Source organism: Roseovarius sp. JB2-10 (assembly GCF_055693585.1).
Map to the genome: position 1 here is coordinate 389,632 of NZ_CM146337.1, position 16,359 is coordinate 405,990.

Below are 16,359 nucleotides of genomic sequence, written 5' to 3' on the forward strand. Positions count from 1 at the left end.
ATGTTCACCGAGTTATCGATCACCTCTAATTTCACCTTTCTCACCGGGGCCTCCCACCCCGAGGAATACGTGCATCACGCAGCCCAGCTGGGACTGCCGGCACTTGCCATCGCGGATGAAAATTCCGTGGCCGGGATTGTGCGGGCGCATGTGGCCGCCCGCGACATTGCCCGTCAGGTGGCCGAGCGCCGCGCACATGAGGCCAGGGACGGCCCCATTGGACCACCTGCACCAGAGGGCGCGGCACCCCCCACATGGGATGCAAGTCCGCGCCTGATCCCCGCCGCGCGGATCGTGCTGGAAGACGGGCTGACACTGACTGCACTCCCCCGGGATCGTACCGGTTGGGCCAGTCTATGCCGCTTGCTGACCACAGGCCGTCGTCGCGCGCCCAAGGGCGAATGTCGCCTGATGCTGTCCGACCTGACGGGCGATACCACCGCGGGTCTCGCCCTTTTGCTCCATCCGCCAACCACGCCACATTTGCCGCGCGGCGCGGATGGATGGATGCCGCTGGCACAACGGCTGACGCGCCGCCTTGCTGCGCAATTACACCTGTTGATGGCCCCGCATTACGACGGACAGGACACCACACGGTTTACCGCCCTGAGCAAGGTTGCCGACGATCTGGGCCTGCTCACCGTCGCCTCCGCCACCCCCCGCATGCACCGCGCCACCCGTCGTCGTCTGGCAGACGTGCTGACTTCCATTCGCACCGGGACACGCATTGATGATCTGGGACGCGGTGCACTGGCCAACAGTGAAAACCGTCTGCGGTCCGAATCCGAAATGCGCCGCATTTTTGCAGGATACGAAGCCGCCGTGGACCGCACGGGCGAACTGGCCCGGTCCCTCACCTTCTCGCTTGACGAATTACGCTATGAATATCCCAGCGAAATCGCCCAGGGCGAAACCCCGTCCGACCGCCTGCGCCGCCTGGCTTTTGAAGGTCTGAATTGGCGCTACCCTCACGGCGCGCCCGAGAAGGTGCGTGCCATGCTCGAACATGAGCTCGATCTGATCGCCCGCCTGAAATACGAGCCCTATTTCCTGACCGTACATGACGTTGTCGCCTTTGCGCGGAGCCGCAACATCCTCTGCCAGGGGCGCGGCTCAGCCGCCAATTCCGTGGTGTGCTACTGTCTTGGCGTCACTTCGGTTTCCCCCGAGATCGGCACGATGGTCTTTGAGCGGTTTGTCAGTGAGGCGCGGGATGAACCGCCCGATATCGACGTCGATTTTGAGCATGAACGCCGCGAAGAGGTGATCCAGCATATCTATGAACGCTATGGCCGCCACCGCTCCGGGCTCTGCGCGACGGTGGTGCATTACCGCGGTAAACGCGCGATCCGCGAGGTGGGCACCGCGATGGGCCTGAGCCAGGACACCATTGGTGCGCTCTCCTCGCAGCTCTGGGGGTTCTTTGCCGCGGGCGCGTTGGAGCGGGAACGGATGCTGGAAATCGGTCTTGATCCCGATGATCGCCGCCTGAAACAGACCATGGCTTTGGTACATGAAATCACCGGCTTTCCCCGCCATCTAAGCCAGCATGTGGGCGGGTTCATCATGACCGAGGGGCGCCTTGATGAACTGGTGCCGATTGAAAACGCCACCATGGAAGATCGCACCGTGATCTGCTGGGACAAGGACGATATCGAGGCGCTTGGCATCCTCAAGGTCGATGTGCTGAGCCTCGGCATGCTCACCTGCATCCGCAAGGCGTTTGATTTGCTGGCCCAGCATCATGGCCACCGCTACACGCTGGCCACGCTGCCGCCAGAGGATGCGCGCGTCTATGACATGCTTTGCAAGGCCGACAGTATCGGCGTCTTTCAGGTCGAAAGCCGGGCGCAGATGAACTTCCTGCCGCGGATGAAGCCGCGCACCTTCTATGATCTGGTGATCGAGGTCGCGATCATCCGCCCCGGCCCCATTCAGGGCGATATGGTGCACCCCTATATCCGCCGCCGTAATGGCGAGGAGAAGGTACAGTTCCCCTCCGATGCCCTGGGGGAGGTGCTGGGCAAGACCCTTGGCGTGCCGCTCTTTCAGGAACAGGCGATGCAAATTGCCATCATCGGTGCAGGCTTTTCCCCGGATGAGGCCGATCGGTTGCGCCGGTCGCTGGCCACGTTCAAGAAACATGGCAATGTCAGTGAATTTCGCACGCGGTTCATGAAAGGCATGCGCGCCAATGGCTATGATGATGATTTCGCCGACAGGTGCTTTTCCCAGATCGAAGGCTTCGGCAGTTATGGCTTTCCCGAAAGTCACGCGGCCAGCTTCGCGCTCCTGGTCTATGCCAGCGCCTGGATCAAATGCCACCATCCCGGCATCTTTGCCTGCGCGCTTCTGAACTCCCAACCAATGGGGTTTTATGCCCCTGCCCAGATTGTCCGTGACGCACGCGAGCATGGCGTCACCGTCCGGCCTGTTTGTGTGCAATCGAGCTATTGGGACAATGTGATGGAACCCGATGGCCAGGGGGTGCTAGCCCTGCGTCTGGGGTTTCGACAGATCAAGGGCTTTGCCGAGGAGGATGCCGCCTGGCTCACCGCCGCGCGAGGCAATGGCTACGCGGCGGTGGGGGATCTTTGGCGGCGCGCGGGCCTCAACCCCGCCACGATCACGCGTTTGGCCGAAGCAGATACTTTCGCAGTTCTGGGCCTGACCCGTCGGGAAGCACTATGGGAAGCCAAGGCGCTGGCAGGGGGCGCACCCTTACCACTCTTTGCCCTGGATATGGATGGCGAGGCCATTGCCGAGCCTGCCGCGCACTTACCCAACATGACCTTGGGCGAAAATGTTGTAGAGGATTATGTCTCGACCCGCCTGTCTCTCAAGGCGCACCCTCTGGCATTGCTACGCGATCAACTGTCGCCGGCAGAGGCACAAACCCACGAAAACCCTGCTCCGGAACGCGCCACGCGGCATTATTTAAAGTTGAGTTGAATATTTCGAATCATATTCACCCAAAACAGAAAAGAGCGCTAAACTAGGCCTGTCAGAATCAAAATCGGTCCTAAATAAAGGGACCTCACTATTTTTGGGGAGTTAAAATCCGCGAATACGAAACAAATTCTTAACATGTTATAGTTGAGTTAACTTTTCATTAACCACAGTTAACGAGGCTAGACATGCAAAACGAATGGATACTCGACGTTCTTGCCGATCTCAAAACATTCGCTCAACAAAACGGGCTGGGTGTTCTGGCCGAGCAGTTGGATGACACACAACTAGTGGCCGCGAGTGAGCTGGCGTTGACTGGGGAAGGAAATACTGCCGATGAACGCGGCCCCGCCTATGCGGCTGGATACAATATTGGAGGCCTTGGAAGACGCCTCTGAACTAAGCGGCCTGCAAACGGCCATCGAACACCTGCGCGACCACTTCAAAGTCGACCATATGGTATACCACTGGGTCAGCGGTGCCGGAGATCAATATGGATGTGGCACCTACTCGCCAGAGTGGGTGCAGCGCTATTTGCAAAAAGAGTACCTGCAGAATCGATCCCGTGATCCAAGGGTGCTATCAACGGTTCCATCCTGTGGACTGGAAAAGGCTCGATTGGTCCAGCAAGGCCGCACGGGCCTTTCAACAGGAAGCCATAGACTATGGCGTTGGAAACCAAGGATTTTCTGTCCCGGTCCGTGGGCCTAACGGGCAATTCGCACTCTACACTGTCAGCCATAACTGCGACGACGACACATGGGCGGCCTTTACTGAACAGCACCGCCGTGACCTGATCCTGATCGCGCATTACTTCAACCAGAAAGCGCTGGATTTTGAACCGGATCGAAAACCGGAACAGGCGCAGGCATTGTCCCCCCGTGAGATCGACGCAATCACGCTTCTGGCCATGGGATACAGCCGGGCGCAGGTGGCGGAGACGCTGACGATTTCAGAGCACACGTTAAGGGTCTACATCGAATCAGCACGTTTCAAGCTTGGCGCGATGAACACGGTGCACGCAGTGGCCCGTGCCCTATCCCGTGGTTTGATCGTGATTTGACGGTCAAAGAATGCCGCTGATGCCGGTCTGGAATGCCAAAACATCCCAGTGCAAGGCACGAAAACCTGGTCCAAAACCATCGTAAACCACAGCCCGAATTGGTTTACGAACCGTTCGCACCCCCGAGGTGCCGTTAACAAAGGGCCCCCATCTTTGGTGATGAAAACCAGAAAAGGGGACGCCAATGCTGCGTTACATCTACGGAAATGACCTCGCAAAACACCCGACACTCTCGGAAACCATGTTTCAAGATCGGGCGGATCAATTCAAAACGCGGCTTGGCTGGGAGGTCTCGGTCAATGAAGAAGGCTTCGAGCGCGACAGCTATGATGGGCTGAACCCTCTCTACGTCATCTGGGAAAACGAAGACGGCACCCATGGCGGCTCCATGCGCCTTCTGCCCACAACCGGGCCCACAATGGTCAACGACCATTTCAGCCACCTCAATGAGGATGTGCACATCACCAGTCCCTTGATTTGGGAATGCACCCGCTTTTGCCTGTCCCGTGGTGCTGGATCGCAGGTTGCTGCCGCCCTGATGCAGGCCGGCGGCGAGATCATGCGCAACTTTGCCATCAAACATTACGTCGGTGTGTTTGACGCCCGTATGGTCCGGATTTACCGCGCCATTGGGTCTTCACCCGAAATCGTAGGCTCTCAAGGCGAGGGCCGCGATCAGATCAGTGTTGGTCTATGGGAATTCACTGATGAGGCCCGCGAAAAAGTAGCCAAGCGCTCGGGCATCTCAATGGAACAATCCGACGCGTGGTTCCAGGCCAGCTTCGGCCCCAACGTCCCGGGTCACCCCTATCGGCAAATGGCCCATGCCCCGGCACGTATCCATCCGACATTGGACCGCGTATCGGCCTAATCTGACAGTTCTCACTCTGGTCACTGGCGTGGTGCGGCTGTAGGGTCGCGCCATGTCTGCACCTGCCCTTACATTTTCCCACGATCAAGCGGATGCACATGACCGCATCGCAGATGTTTTGCGACGCGCGGGCATTGATCTGGACGAAGGTTTACTAACACCACCACGGGACGGTGCCTCAAGCACAATGGCCGTGATCGGTAAAGCAGGGTCGGGAAAAACCCTGCTGCTGGCCGCCCTCTACCGGGCGCTGGAAGAGGCCGGTGTTGATGTCGTGTCCGGCGACTACGAAGGACGCAGGCGCAAGGATCGCCGCACATTGGCCATTCTTGCACCCACCAACAAGGCCGCCAGCGTTTTGCGGATGCGTGGTGTGCCAGCGACCACCATCCACCGCATTCTCTACACACCTGTCTATGACCCGGAATATGAAAAGATCGCCGAATGGTTGGCAGGTCACGGGGAACGTCCTGAGATCGAAGGGTTGACCGATGTTGCGCTGGACCGCGCGCATGCGTTTTTTCAATCCAACAAATCCATCCCCGGCGCATTGGCTGCGGCTGGCCTGCGGGGGTCAGATTTCATCACCGGCTGGAAACGCCGCGAAGAGCCGTTGGATGTTGGTTTTGTCGACGAAGCCTCCATGCTGGACGACAAGCAGTTTGAAGATCTGCAGGAAATTTTTCCCACGCTGCTTTTATTCGGAGATCCGGCGCAATTGGCTCCGGTGAATCAATCCGGCTCGATGGTGTTTGAAGCTCTGCCAGCCCCGGCCAAGTTGGAATTGCACCGCGTCCATCGGCAGGACGCTGACAACCCCATCCTCGATCTGGCCCATGCCCTGGCAGATCCTGAAACGGATTTTCATCGCTTCGAGCAGATGATCGAAAGTGCCGCCCAGAAGGATGATCGCGTGGTTATGGCGCAACGTGTCGAGGTCGACCTCATGGCGCGCAGCCCGGTTTTGGTGTGGCGCAACGCAACACGCATTCGACTGATCAATGCATTCCGTGCCGTGCATGGCGCGCCGGAAACCGAATTGCTCGAAGGCGAGCCGCTGATCTGCGATGGCATCGAACTCCCGCTCAAGCACCGCAAGAAACGGCTCGACCTCGAAGCTCGCGGATTGATCAAAGGAGCTCAGGTTGTCTATTTGGGGCCCGGCCGCAAACCTGGCTTTTCGCGCCTGCATGTCATGGGCGCAGAGGACCCGCAGGTCAGCGCCGCCAGCATCGTCAAAATTGAAAAACCAGATGAAGAAGAACCTTTTATCCCCTTCGCCGCGCGTATGGGAGCGACTTTTCTGCATGGCGCGGCTGTGACCATCCACAAGGCACAAGGCAGCCAGTGGAATGACGTGCAGGTCTTTGCCCCTGATCTCTACGCCGCCTCTCGCATGGGCCGAACAGAGGCAGGCCAACCGCTCTGGAAGCGTCTGGCATATGTGGCCATCACCCGGGCCGAAGAGCGCCTGCACTGGGTCGTGCGCAACCGGCTCTCAAAACCCACAGGTGGGCTGCGCATCGACGATCTGCGCGTTGCGCCTGCGCCACTTGAACTGGAGGCCGAAGACCAATGAAAACGATCCTGATCACCGGGGCCAGCTCGGGCATAGGCGCTGCCACCGCCCAGATTTTTCTCGACGCCGGCTGGCGTGTTGGAATGCTGGCGCGACGGGCGGACAAACTGCAGGCACTCACAGACGCCAATCCAAATGCCGTTCCCTTGGTGGCCGACGTAACCGACCCCGACGCCATGGAAAGCGCCTTCGCCACGTTCATGTCCCAAGCGGGTCGCCTTGATGCACTCTTCAACAATGCGGGCATGTTTGGCCCTTCCGGGCCGATAGACGAAATTCCACTGGATGCGTTCGAAGACGTGATCAACGTCAACATTCGCGGCATGTTCATTGCCGCACGCCTCGCCTTTGCCCAAATGCGCCGGCAATCGCCTCAAGGGGGGCGAATTATCAACAACGGTTCGCTATCTGCGCATAATCCACGCCCCGGCTCGGTGTGCTACACCACATCGAAACACGCAATCACAGGTCTCACGCGCAGCCTGTCACTGGACGGGCGCGCCTTTGATATCGCCTGCGGTCAAATCGATATCGGCAATGCAAAATCCGAACTGGTTGAAGATTTGAACAAACGCGCACAGGTTGCCAATCCCGATGCGCCTCTCATGCCCATGATGGATGTTGAGGATGCCGCACGTTCCGTTCTGCACATGGCGCAGCTCCCGGGCAGCGCCAATGTTCAGTTCATGACGGTTCTGGCCACCAAGATGCCCTATATCGGCCGTGGGTGACGCGCTACGCTGGCTGTTGGACCCCGAGTACACAGGCCAAAGGCCGCGGACGAGATATCGAGCGTGCGCATCCGCGCACTCAATGTGACAAGATAACCCTATCCGCGCCGCAATATCTGAAATGCAGCCGCAGCACCCCATCCAGCGGCGATCGCAATCGCCAGTGACATCAGCCCGTAGAGCATCGGTTGTTCCCGTGACAGATTGTAAAGCCACCGTTCCAATCCGACCTTGCGCACATCAATGGTCGTTTCGAACTGTGATACAACGTAGCCCTTGCGGGTCAGGAATATACGCGTCGCATAATCCCCCTCTGTCAGGTTCGACGGCAGCGTGATCGACGTCCTGAACAGCGTCTGCTGATCCAACGCGACATTACCTTCAAGCAACTGATAGGCATTGTTGCCTTTGCGAATACGCACAAGCGCTTCTGCAAAGCTCTGAGGGTCGCTGACCTGTGGCGATGCCCCGACAAGCTTAATCGCCTTCGGGATCGAAATCCGGTGACGTAAATCCTCAATCGGCGCCAAAACATCTTTCAAAGGTCCCGTTGTCGCCACAGCATAAAAACTGGGCGCTGCCTTCACTTCGACAGCGTCGGTATTGACCCAGATACCCAGTTTCTTTTCCTTGCGGCGCACCGTCAGCGGCACCGACGGCCCAGCAATTGCGACAATCACCTCCAGCGGTTCGTCCGGTATCGGCGCTTCGCGCTTCACGGCGCCGAAGACCAGCAGTTCAGATCCGTCGAAATCGGCTGTAATCGCCACTTCGTCTGCGCTCAGGCCCAACACCACATCTTCTGCAAATGCGGGCACCGCGATCAGGCACAGTACGAAAAGGACACGTAACATCAATGCCCCCCGTCGCGCCGATGGAATAGAGTTCGGACGGCATGATCAGCAGATCCAGCGCCAGTTTGAAGCACACGGCTAGAACCATCAGAGCCAGTAGAATACGCAGCTGTTCGGCCTTCATCTTCACGCCGATCCTTGTGCCCACCTGCGCCCCGATCACGCCCCCCACCAACAGAAGAACCGCCAGCGCGATATCCACCGTGTAGTTCGTGGTCGCGTGCAACATGGTCGTAAAGCCGGTGACAAAGATAATCTGGAACAGGGATGTACCGACAACCACTTTTGTGGGCATTCCCAGCAGGTAAATCATCGCAGGAACCATGATGAACCCGCCGCCGACACCCATGATCGCCGCCAGAATACCAACACACACGCCCACGATCAGGGGTGGGATCACGCTGATATACAAACCCGACGTGCGAAACCGCATCTTGAAGGGCAAACCGTGGATCCAGTTATGCTTCTTGCGCTTGGGTGCTTTGCCCGAACGCGTGTTACGAATGGCATTCAGGCTCTCGACAAACATCATGGCACCGATGATGCCCAGAAAAATCACGTAGCAAAGCTTGACCAGAAGATCGACCTGACCCAGCGATTTGAGGTAATTGAATACCACCACCCCTAAGGCCGCACCCACCAGACCGCCGATCAGCAGCACTGTTCCCATCTTCAGATCAACGGTTTTTCGCCTTAGATGGGCCAACACACCTGAAAACGACGACGCCACGATTTGGTTGGCTTCTGTGGCAACCGCCACAGCCGGCGGAATGCCGATAAAAAACAAAAGCGGCGTCATCAAAAAGCCGCCGCCAACCCCAAACATTCCCGACAAAATACCCACGAGACCACCCAGGCCGAGCAGCAAAAAAGCGTTCACGGAGACTTCTGCAATGGGGAGGTATATCTGCATGGGCTGTCCTAGCGCCACATCCCCGAGAATTGCAAGGCGTCACGGCGGCTAAATCGTTTCAGGCCCGATCTTTTCTTCGAAACTGGACTTATGGTGATGCAATTTTCATCACAACTTGTTTCAATCAGTGAGAATTTAGATCTTACTAATTGCCAGTTTATACGCAGCAAATGTGAAGAAAAATCCAAGCCCCGACTCGATCCAACGCCGCCCGGATCCATAAGCACGCCGTATGGGTGCCGCCGACAAAGCAATCGCCCATGCGGCATGGCAGATAAACGAGATCAAAAATGCACCGGCAATAAACAGGGCGGTGATCAACCATCCCGCACCTTCAACCGCGCCGATCGATGCAATGGCAAGCCAAAACGCAACGGCTTTGGGGTTGGTCACCTGCAACAGATACCCGGTTCCAAAGTGACGCATCGATGACTGCACATGCCCAGGCTCTAGGTGGAATGCCGGCGGGTTCACTGCTTTGCGAAACGCGCCATAGGCCAGATAAAGCAGGTACGCTGCACCAATCAGGCGCATCAGGCTCATGGCCCAGGCGGCCTGCGACAACAGTAACCCGACGCCAATCATTGTCAGCAGATTGAGCGTAAGGCTCCCCGTCGCAATCCCCAAGGTGGCGACCAACGCAGGGGCACGCCCCTGCGATGTGGCTATCCCAATCAGCATGGCAACTGACGGCCCGGGTGATGACGCACCCACAAGAAGGATTGCGTAGGCGGCGAAAAATCCCGGCAGGTAGAGAGGAAGGTCAGCCATGGTCAGTCTCCAAAATCAAAGGGCGCTGTGCAAACGCACCTTTCGACCATAGGTCAAATACCCGAGCCAGTGTTTCGATGAAGGTCGAACCATGCGCGTCAGGCTCCAGACAAAATCTTGCGGCACAAAAGCGCATCCAGCCGCGCCCCGTCAGGCCGGGTGTAATAGCCGGCCCGCCTGCCATATTCGTCGTACCCGGCGCGCCGGTATAGTGCCAAAGCAGCCGCATTATCTTGCGCAACTTCCAGAAACACATGTCCGGCACCCAATGCCATCGCCTTGGCTTCCAGTTGCGCCAAAACTTCGGACGCCAGACCGTTTCGGCGGTGCGCCGGATCTGTCGCAATGGTCAAAAGTTCGGCTTCATCCGCAACAACCCGGAGCAGGGCAAAACACCGTGCATCCCCCAAGACATGTGCATGCGGGCTTTCCAACAATGCGGTAAACTCAGCCGCAGACCATGACCGCCCTTGCCCATCGAACGCCAGGGCATGCACCTGCGCCATTTCTTCAGGCGTCATCATCCAAAATCACCGGGGCTCTGTCCCGCGCAGGCGCCGCATCGGCGGGTTTCAAATAGAGTGGCGCGGGCGGCTGTGGGCCTTGGTCCCATCGCGATGATGCCAGACGCGCAATCGCGGATCCTGGCGCATAGGCGGCCGGTGCAGTTTTCGCCCCCAGAATACTGGCCACCGGATCGGCGGCGGAGCCGACACATGTCAGGCCCGGCATGGACCAATCAGACGCCACATCGGATATTGCCGTGAATTGCGCGGGGATGTCCGCGACTGTGCCAAACCCTTGCACAAAACACTGATCGCGCGGCGCTGACAGGCAGGACAGAACCGGTGTTTTTGTGCCCAACGCCACTGCCTCCAGCAAGCTTACCCCAACCGCCGGAATGTCCAATGACAAGGCCAAACCCCGCGCCGCCGACACCGAGATACGAATGCCGGTGAAATTTCCCGGGCCAACACCAACGCCAATGGCTGTAAGGTCGCCCCATGAGGCATCCGCCCGTTTCAATAGGTCTTCAAGCAACGGAAACAACATCTCCCCCTGCCCTTTGGCCATGGGATCATGAGCATCGGACAAAACCGTATCCCCGTGCAACACGACGGCACTGATATAGGGGCCCGACGTATCGAACCCCAAAATCAAGGGAGCAGTGGGCATGAGGTTAGACGCCGACGGGGCGTACTTCTGTCACTTCGGGGATGTAATGGCGCAGCAGATTCTCGATGCCCATTTTCAACGTGATCGTTGACGACGGGCAGCCCGCGCAGGCACCTTGCATGTGCAGATAAACGACGCCGCGCTCGAAACCGTGGAACGTGATATCGCCGCCATCCTGCGCCACGGCTGGACGCACACGCGTATCCAGCAATTCTTTAATCTGGCCCACGATTTCTGCGTCTTCACCATCGTGTTCCGCATGGCCGGATGCCGCGGCGGCGTCCCCGATCATGATCGGTTTACCCGATTGAAAATGCTCCATGATGGCGCCCAGAATGGCGGGTTTCAGATGATCCCATTCGGTGTCATCGGCCTTGGTCACGGTCACGAAGTCATTGCCGAAAAACACGCCGGAGACGCCCTGCACCTTGAAGATACGCTCCGCCAGCGGCGATTGCTCGGCACCTTCGGGTGTCGGAAAATCCGCCGTTCCGGTTTCAAGCACGGTCTGGCCGGGCAGAAATTTCAGCGTCGCAGGGTTGGGTGTGGATTCGGTCTGAATGAACATGGGGCAGAACCTTTCGTGTCTGCATCCGATATGCGCCTGCAGGCCGCGTGAGTCAAGGTTTGGAACGATTCTAAACTGTCGAAAACCGTCAGGTGATCGCTTCCAGCCGCTCTTTGCTCAGATCACCCGGTACAATCGTCATTGGAATTTCAAGCGAACCTGAATTCTTCGAAAGCTGCGTGACCAACGGCCCCGGCCCCTTTTTGTCGGTTCCCGCACCCAGCACCAGAACACCGATTTCGTTGTCTTCCTGAACTTGCGCCATGATCTCTGCCACAGGCTCGCCTTCACGGATCACCAACTCCGGATCGACACCCTGTTTATCGCGCATCCACTTCGCAAAGACCTCAAAATGGGCCTGAATGCGCTCGCGCGCTTCTTCGCGCATGATGTCACCGACACCGATCCAGTGGTTGAACTCTTCGGGTGGAATGACGGCCAGAACCTCAACCCCGCCACCGGTATGCGCGGCCCGCATGGCGGCAAAACGCATGGCGTTCAGGCATTCGCGGCTGTCATCAAGAACGACGAGAAACTTGCGCATGATCGGACCCTCTCATAGTCGACATGCCATCATGACGAGAATTACCAAGAGGGGCAAGACGCGTTGCACAGGGTCAGATCAGGGTGACACCTGCATCCGCCATACCGGTCATTGCTGCCGCCAAAGAGCCATCCAGATCAATGGCCCGGCACTGTTTGCTTTCGACAGTTACAGCATAGCCCAGTTTCGCTGCATCAACGGCCGAAAAATTGACGCAGAAATCCGTGGCCAGACCCACCATGGTCAGGGCGGTAATCCCGCGTGTCTGCAGATACCCGTGCAACCCCGTGGGTGTTTTGTGGTCGTTTTCAAAAAACGCCGAATAACTGTCAATCTGCGGATTGTAGCCTTTCCGCACAATCATATCCGCGCGATCAGTTGCAAGGCCGCCATGAAACGCTGCACCTGAGCTGCCCTGAATACAGTGATCCGGCCACAGAACCTGAGTGCCATAGGGCATGTCTACCGTCCCAAACGGATCGAGCCCGTCATGCGATGACGCAAAGGAGGAATGCCCCGACGGATGCCAGTCCTGCGTCAGGATCACGGCACTGAATGCCGTCATCATCGCATTGATACCCGGCACAATCTCATCTCCGCCCGCCACGGCCAACGCACCGCCGGGGCAGAAATCATTTTGCACATCAATCACGATCAGCGCGTCGGTCATGGGCACGTACTCCTTTTTGCCATATGCCTACGCGCCCGCGCCCCGGCACGTCAATCATCCCCTTGCCCGGCAGGCGCCAAAGGCGTAAATCGCGGCGCTATGTATACCGTTGCTGCGCTCTATCACTTCACACGCTTTGAAGATCCGGCTGCTGTTCAGGCGCCGCTCTTGGATTTATGTCGGGCCGAGGACATTCGCGGCATCCTCTTGCTTGCGGGTGAGGGCATCAACGGCACGATTGCCGGATCGCGCGCGGGGATCGACCGAGTGCTCGCCCATATCCGCGCACTGCCCGGATGTGAGGGGTTGGAACATAAGGAGAGCTTTGCCGATGCGCAGCCCTTTGGCCGCCTCCGCGTACGCCTCAAGAAAGAAATCGTGACGATGGGCCAACCGGATGTTGATCCGCAGGCCAAGGTGGGCAGCTATGTCGACCCCGAAGACTGGAATGATCTGATCAACAGCGAGGACGTGGCCGTCATCGACACGCGCAACGACTACGAAGTAGCCATCGGTACATTCAAGGGCGCGATTGACCCGCAAACCGCCAGTTTCCGCGATTTTCCGGCGTGGTGGGAAGCCAACAAGCATCGCTTTCACAACAAGAAAATCGCGATGTTTTGCACCGGTGGCATTCGCTGCGAAAAATCCACAAACTATCTCTTGGGTCAGGGGGTTGAAGATGTCTACCACCTCAAGGGTGGCATCCTTAAATACCTCGAAGAGGTACCCCAGGCCGAGAGCGAATGGGACGGCGAATGCTTTGTGTTTGATGGGCGTGTTTCGGTGGGTCACGGCCTGCGTGAGGGGCCGCATCAGCTTTGCTATGCTTGCCGCCGCCCGATCCTGCCCGCCGATATGGAGCACGCGTCATACGAACACGGTGTGTCTTGCCACCATTGCGCCGACGAGACGTCAGAAGACGACAAGAACCGTTTCCGTGAACGTCAGAAACAGATCGCCCTCGCCGAGGCGCGGGGCGAAAAGCATATGACCAACCTTCCCGGTGATTAAGCCGTGGCCAGCCGTGGTCCACGGGTGCGCATCAGGATGAAGACCAGAATAGCGATGTTCAGGACGTTCCACGCAATGCCATTCAGGAAGGCCATGCCGTAATCACCGGTCAGGTCGTAAATCCAACCGGACATCCACCCCCCAAGCGCCATGCCAAGCACGGTCATCATCAACACAAGTCCCACCCGGCGGCCTGCCTCTTCACTGGGCAGGTATTCCCGCACCACCACCGCATACCCGGGGACAATGCCGCCCTGCGCCAGACCAAAGATTGCGCTGACCAGATACAGCGATACCAAACTGCCCGCTGGCAGATAGAGGAACAAAGCCAGGCATTGCAGTGCAGAGCCAATCAAAACGGTCTTCACCCCGCCCAGCCAGTCAGCCAGAAACCCTGAGGCCAGTCGCGAGATGACACCGCAAATCAGCATTACCGACAGCATTTGCCCGCCGACCCCCGCTGAATAGCCCAGATCGACGCAAAAGCTCACGATATGGACCTGCGGCATGGACATGGCCACGCAACAACCCACGCCGGCCATACCGAGAAGCAGCACAAGAACACCCGGTTTGATCCCCGCTGCCTGCGCACGCGTTTCTGAAAGCGTGTTGGAGTGCTGTGTTGCCGACACCGGCACTTTGCGCCGCAAGACCAGCGCCAGAGGCACCATGCCGAGCAAGGTTACGGTCGCCAGCACCCAATAGACCGCGCGCCAGCCGCTTTCTTCCAGGACACCCGAGAGCAACAAGGGCCAAATCGCACCCGACAAATAGTTGCCGCTGGCCGTGATGGCCACCGCAATCCCGCGCCGTCGCAAGAACCATTGCGAGACATCGGCCATCAGCGGGCCAAAACCAGCCGCGGACCCGAACCCTATCGCCATCTGCAACAGGGAAAGCGCAAGGATCGACTGGCTAGTGGCCGCCAGCCCAAGCCCAATGGTCAAGACGATACCGGCTCCAATGATGGCACGCGTGGCACCAATGGTATCGACAAAGCGTCCGATCACCAGATTGCCAAACGCAAATCCGATCATTGTCAGCGTGTAGGGCAAAGACACATCGCCACGGCCCACACCAAATTCGGCCTGAACCGCAGGCATGATCAGAACCATCACCCAAATACCCGCACTGCAGATCACCGCAATCAGCAACGATACCGCAAGTCGCGACCACGCATATTGGCTATCAAGAATGTCGACGCTATCGGTCATGAGGTGACGGTAGGCGGGCGTGGATAGGGTGTACAGAGCCAATCCATGCCGCCAAGGGCCAGTATTTCTCAGGCTACTTTACGAACCCGGCGCGACCAATGCTGTCATACGCTTCAAACCCGGCTCGCTTTGCATCTTTCGGGGAATAGATATTGCGCAAATCCGCCAGCCGCGGCGTGTTCATCTTCTTCGCAATGCGTTTGAGATCGAGCGCCCGAAATTCATTCCATTCCGTCAGAATAACCAGCAAATCGGCGTTGTTTGCGCATTTATACGGGTCTTCCTGCCAACTGACGCCGGGCAACATACCTTCGCCCTCGTGACGCCCCTGCGGGTCGGTGACACGCACCTTGGCCCCACCCCCAACAAGTGCCGGAATGATCGTCAGGCTGGGTGCGTCGCGCATGTCATCGGTGTTGGGCTTGAATGTAACACCCAGAACACCAATCAGTTTACCGTTAAATGTGCCGCCACACAGATCAAGCAGCTTGTCGATCATCCTGCGCTTGATTTCTTCATTGACGTTAATAACCGTTTCGGTGATCTGCATCGGTAGGCCATGCTCCTGCCCGATCCGCGCCAACGCCTTGGTATCTTTCGGAAAACAGCTACCGCCATATCCGGGGCCGGCATGCAGGAATTTGTTGCCGATCCGTCCGTCCAACCCCATCCCATGGCTCACCTGCTTGACGTCCGCGCCGGTGCGCTCGCAGAGCGCTGCAATCTCATTGATAAAGGTGATCTTGGTCGCCAGAAACGCATTGGCCGCGTATTTGATCATCTCCGCGCTTTCCAGACCAGTGGTGATGATCGGAAAATCCCGGAGGTAAAGCGGACGGTAAATTTCGGCCATCACCTCGGCAGCGCGGTCAGTCTGAACCCCAACCACCACGCGATCCGGCTTCATGAAATCATCAATCGCCGCCCCTTCCCGTAGAAATTCCGGGTTGCTGGCGACGTCGAAGTCCAAATCCGGGTTGGCCTTCTTCACCGCTTGTTTTACTTGCCGATTGGTTCCCACGGGCACCGTGCTTTTGGTCACAATAACGACGTAACCCTCCGCAACTTCGGCAATTTCTTCCGCAGCTGCCATCACATAGGTCAAATCCGCATGGCCGTCGCCGCGCCGCGTGGGCGTTCCAACCGCGATGAAAACAGCCTCGGCGCCGTTTACTGCGGTCACCAGATCGGTGGTGAAGGTCAACCGGCCAGCCTCGACATTCTTGGCCATCAACGCCTCGAGCCCCGGCTCATAGATCGGGACTTCTCCTGCCTCCAGTTTGGCAATCTTTTCGGGGTCCTTGTCGACGCAGACCACATCATGGCCGAAATCGGAAAAGCATACACCTGATACCAGGCCGACGTATCCGGTCCCTATCATCGCGATTTTCATTCGCTTGTCCTTGTCACTGCTCTTCTTACGTTCTGCGGCAGGGCGGATT

General features: G+C 58.0%; 16 protein-coding genes and 1 pseudogene. 7 read left to right on the plus strand and 10 right to left on the minus strand.

From position 1 onward, the window contains the following. The 6 genes and pseudogenes from ACZ1HJ_RS01895 (at window position 1) to ACZ1HJ_RS01920 (ending at window position 7,193) form a co-directional block, all read left to right on the plus strand. The gene (locus ACZ1HJ_RS01895) at window positions 1–2,952 is read left to right on the plus strand and encodes an error-prone DNA polymerase (protein WP_472720677.1); all 2,952 of its coding nucleotides are present in this window, start codon (window positions 1–3) and stop codon (window positions 2,950–2,952) included. Window positions 2,953–3,137: 185 nt separating this feature from the next. After that, entirely contained in the window at window positions 3,138–3,347 is a 210-nt protein-coding gene (locus ACZ1HJ_RS01900; RefSeq protein WP_472720678.1) for a hypothetical protein, read from the plus strand. Beyond that, a pseudogene (locus tag ACZ1HJ_RS01905) lies at window positions 3,286–4,012 on the plus strand (helix-turn-helix transcriptional regulator). Before ACZ1HJ_RS01900 ends, ACZ1HJ_RS01905 begins: the two are co-directional and overlap by 62 nt. 184 nt (window positions 4,013–4,196) lie before the next feature. After that, window positions 4,197–4,883 (plus strand): acyl-homoserine-lactone synthase, encoded by a 687-nt coding sequence (locus ACZ1HJ_RS01910; protein WP_472720679.1) that lies wholly within the window; start codon window positions 4,197–4,199, stop codon window positions 4,881–4,883. 52 nt (window positions 4,884–4,935) lie between these two features. Then, the gene (locus ACZ1HJ_RS01915) at window positions 4,936–6,462 is read left to right on the plus strand and encodes an AAA family ATPase (RefSeq protein ID WP_472720680.1); all 1,527 of its coding nucleotides are present in this window, start codon (window positions 4,936–4,938) and stop codon (window positions 6,460–6,462) included. Beyond that, a complete protein-coding gene (locus ACZ1HJ_RS01920) occupies window positions 6,459–7,193 on the plus strand; it encodes an SDR family oxidoreductase (RefSeq protein WP_472720681.1) in 735 nt (244 codons plus the stop codon). Before ACZ1HJ_RS01915 ends, ACZ1HJ_RS01920 begins: the two co-directional genes overlap by 4 nt. A gap of 98 nt (window positions 7,194–7,291) precedes the next feature. Here ACZ1HJ_RS01920 and ACZ1HJ_RS01925 read toward each other — a convergent pair whose 3' ends face one another. From ACZ1HJ_RS01925 to pncA, 8 genes are all read right to left on the minus strand, one after another. Beyond that, complete coding sequence (locus ACZ1HJ_RS01925) at window positions 7,292–8,047, minus strand: TIGR02186 family protein (protein ID WP_472720682.1); 756 nt, start codon at window positions 8,045–8,047, stop codon at window positions 7,292–7,294. After that, window positions 7,932–8,960 carry a sulfite exporter TauE/SafE family protein gene (locus ACZ1HJ_RS01930; protein ID WP_472720683.1) on the minus strand — a complete coding sequence of 343 codons (1,029 nt, stop codon included), beginning with the start codon at window positions 8,958–8,960 and terminating at the stop codon, window positions 7,932–7,934. Before ACZ1HJ_RS01930 ends, ACZ1HJ_RS01925 begins: the two co-directional genes overlap by 116 nt. Window positions 8,961–9,095: 135 nt before the next feature. Continuing rightward, window positions 9,096–9,731: a LysE family translocator gene (locus ACZ1HJ_RS01935; RefSeq protein ID WP_472720684.1), complete on the minus strand. Its 636-nt coding sequence runs from the start codon at window positions 9,729–9,731 to the stop codon at window positions 9,096–9,098. Window positions 9,732–9,829: 98 nt separating this feature from the next. Then, window positions 9,830–10,255: a GNAT family N-acetyltransferase gene (locus tag ACZ1HJ_RS01940; protein WP_472720685.1), complete on the minus strand. Its 426-nt coding sequence runs from the start codon at window positions 10,253–10,255 to the stop codon at window positions 9,830–9,832. After that, window positions 10,242–10,907: a tRNA (adenosine(37)-N6)-threonylcarbamoyltransferase complex dimerization subunit type 1 TsaB gene (gene tsaB, locus ACZ1HJ_RS01945; RefSeq protein WP_472720686.1), complete on the minus strand. Its 666-nt coding sequence runs from the start codon at window positions 10,905–10,907 to the stop codon at window positions 10,242–10,244. The genes ACZ1HJ_RS01940 and tsaB overlap by 14 nt, the downstream gene beginning before the upstream one ends. A 4-nt stretch (window positions 10,908–10,911) precedes the next feature. Then, window positions 10,912–11,475: a NifU family protein gene (locus ACZ1HJ_RS01950; RefSeq protein ID WP_472720687.1), complete on the minus strand. Its 564-nt coding sequence runs from the start codon at window positions 11,473–11,475 to the stop codon at window positions 10,912–10,914. Between the two features lie 88 nt (window positions 11,476–11,563). Then, entirely contained in the window at window positions 11,564–12,019 is a 456-nt protein-coding gene (locus tag ACZ1HJ_RS01955; RefSeq protein ID WP_472720688.1) for a universal stress protein, read from the minus strand. A 73-nt stretch (window positions 12,020–12,092) separates the two neighbouring features. Continuing rightward, the gene (gene pncA / locus ACZ1HJ_RS01960) at window positions 12,093–12,689 is read right to left on the minus strand and encodes a bifunctional nicotinamidase/pyrazinamidase (RefSeq protein ID WP_472720689.1); all 597 of its coding nucleotides are present in this window, start codon (window positions 12,687–12,689) and stop codon (window positions 12,093–12,095) included. 99 nt (window positions 12,690–12,788) lie between these two features. Between pncA and trhO the strand changes: the two genes are divergently transcribed. Then, window positions 12,789–13,703: an oxygen-dependent tRNA uridine(34) hydroxylase TrhO gene (gene trhO, locus ACZ1HJ_RS01965; RefSeq protein WP_472720690.1), complete on the plus strand. Its 915-nt coding sequence runs from the start codon at window positions 12,789–12,791 to the stop codon at window positions 13,701–13,703. On the opposite strand, the gene ACZ1HJ_RS01970 is transcribed toward trhO, so the two are convergent. Beyond that, window positions 13,700–14,917 carry an MFS transporter gene (locus ACZ1HJ_RS01970; RefSeq protein ID WP_472722134.1) on the minus strand — a complete coding sequence of 406 codons (1,218 nt, stop codon included), beginning with the start codon at window positions 14,915–14,917 and terminating at the stop codon, window positions 13,700–13,702. The genes trhO and ACZ1HJ_RS01970 overlap by 4 nt on opposite strands. A gap of 73 nt (window positions 14,918–14,990) precedes the next feature. Beyond that, window positions 14,991–16,310 (minus strand): UDP-glucose dehydrogenase family protein, encoded by a 1,320-nt coding sequence (locus ACZ1HJ_RS01975; RefSeq protein ID WP_472720691.1) that lies wholly within the window; start codon window positions 16,308–16,310, stop codon window positions 14,991–14,993. Window positions 16,311–16,359 lie beyond the last annotated feature (49 nt).

Excerpts from the sequence above, each read along its gene's own strand:
- ACZ1HJ_RS01955 (WP_472720688.1), bottom strand. The coding sequence starts at position 12,019 with ATGCGCAAGTTTCTCGTCGTTCTTGATGACAGCCGCGAATGCCTGAAC.
- ACZ1HJ_RS01935 (WP_472720684.1), bottom strand. The coding sequence starts at position 9,731 with ATGGCTGACCTTCCTCTCTACCTGCCGGGATTTTTCGCCGCCTACGCA.
- ACZ1HJ_RS01940 (WP_472720685.1), bottom strand. The coding sequence starts at position 10,255 with ATGATGACGCCTGAAGAAATGGCGCAGGTGCATGCCCTGGCGTTCGAT.
- tsaB (WP_472720686.1), bottom strand. The coding sequence starts at position 10,907 with ATGCCCACTGCTCCCTTGATTTTGGGGTTCGATACGTCGGGCCCCTAT.
- ACZ1HJ_RS01895 (WP_472720677.1), top strand. The coding sequence starts at position 1 with ATGTTCACCGAGTTATCGATCACCTCTAATTTCACCTTTCTCACCGGG.
- ACZ1HJ_RS01950 (WP_472720687.1), bottom strand. The coding sequence starts at position 11,475 with ATGTTCATTCAGACCGAATCCACACCCAACCCTGCGACGCTGAAATTT.
- ACZ1HJ_RS01970 (WP_472722134.1), bottom strand. The coding sequence starts at position 14,917 with ATGACCGATAGCGTCGACATTCTTGATAGCCAATATGCGTGGTCGCGA.
- ACZ1HJ_RS01930 (WP_472720683.1), bottom strand. The coding sequence starts at position 8,960 with ATGCAGATATACCTCCCCATTGCAGAAGTCTCCGTGAACGCTTTTTTG.
- ACZ1HJ_RS01915 (WP_472720680.1), top strand. The coding sequence starts at position 4,936 with ATGTCTGCACCTGCCCTTACATTTTCCCACGATCAAGCGGATGCACAT.
- pncA (WP_472720689.1), bottom strand. The coding sequence starts at position 12,689 with ATGACCGACGCGCTGATCGTGATTGATGTGCAAAATGATTTCTGCCCC.
- ACZ1HJ_RS01925 (WP_472720682.1), bottom strand. The coding sequence starts at position 8,047 with ATGTTACGTGTCCTTTTCGTACTGTGCCTGATCGCGGTGCCCGCATTT.
- ACZ1HJ_RS01920 (WP_472720681.1), top strand. The coding sequence starts at position 6,459 with ATGAAAACGATCCTGATCACCGGGGCCAGCTCGGGCATAGGCGCTGCC.
- ACZ1HJ_RS01900 (WP_472720678.1), top strand. The coding sequence starts at position 3,138 with ATGCAAAACGAATGGATACTCGACGTTCTTGCCGATCTCAAAACATTC.
- trhO (WP_472720690.1), top strand. The coding sequence starts at position 12,789 with ATGTATACCGTTGCTGCGCTCTATCACTTCACACGCTTTGAAGATCCG.
- ACZ1HJ_RS01910 (WP_472720679.1), top strand. The coding sequence starts at position 4,197 with ATGCTGCGTTACATCTACGGAAATGACCTCGCAAAACACCCGACACTC.
- ACZ1HJ_RS01975 (WP_472720691.1), bottom strand. The coding sequence starts at position 16,310 with ATGAAAATCGCGATGATAGGGACCGGATACGTCGGCCTGGTATCAGGT.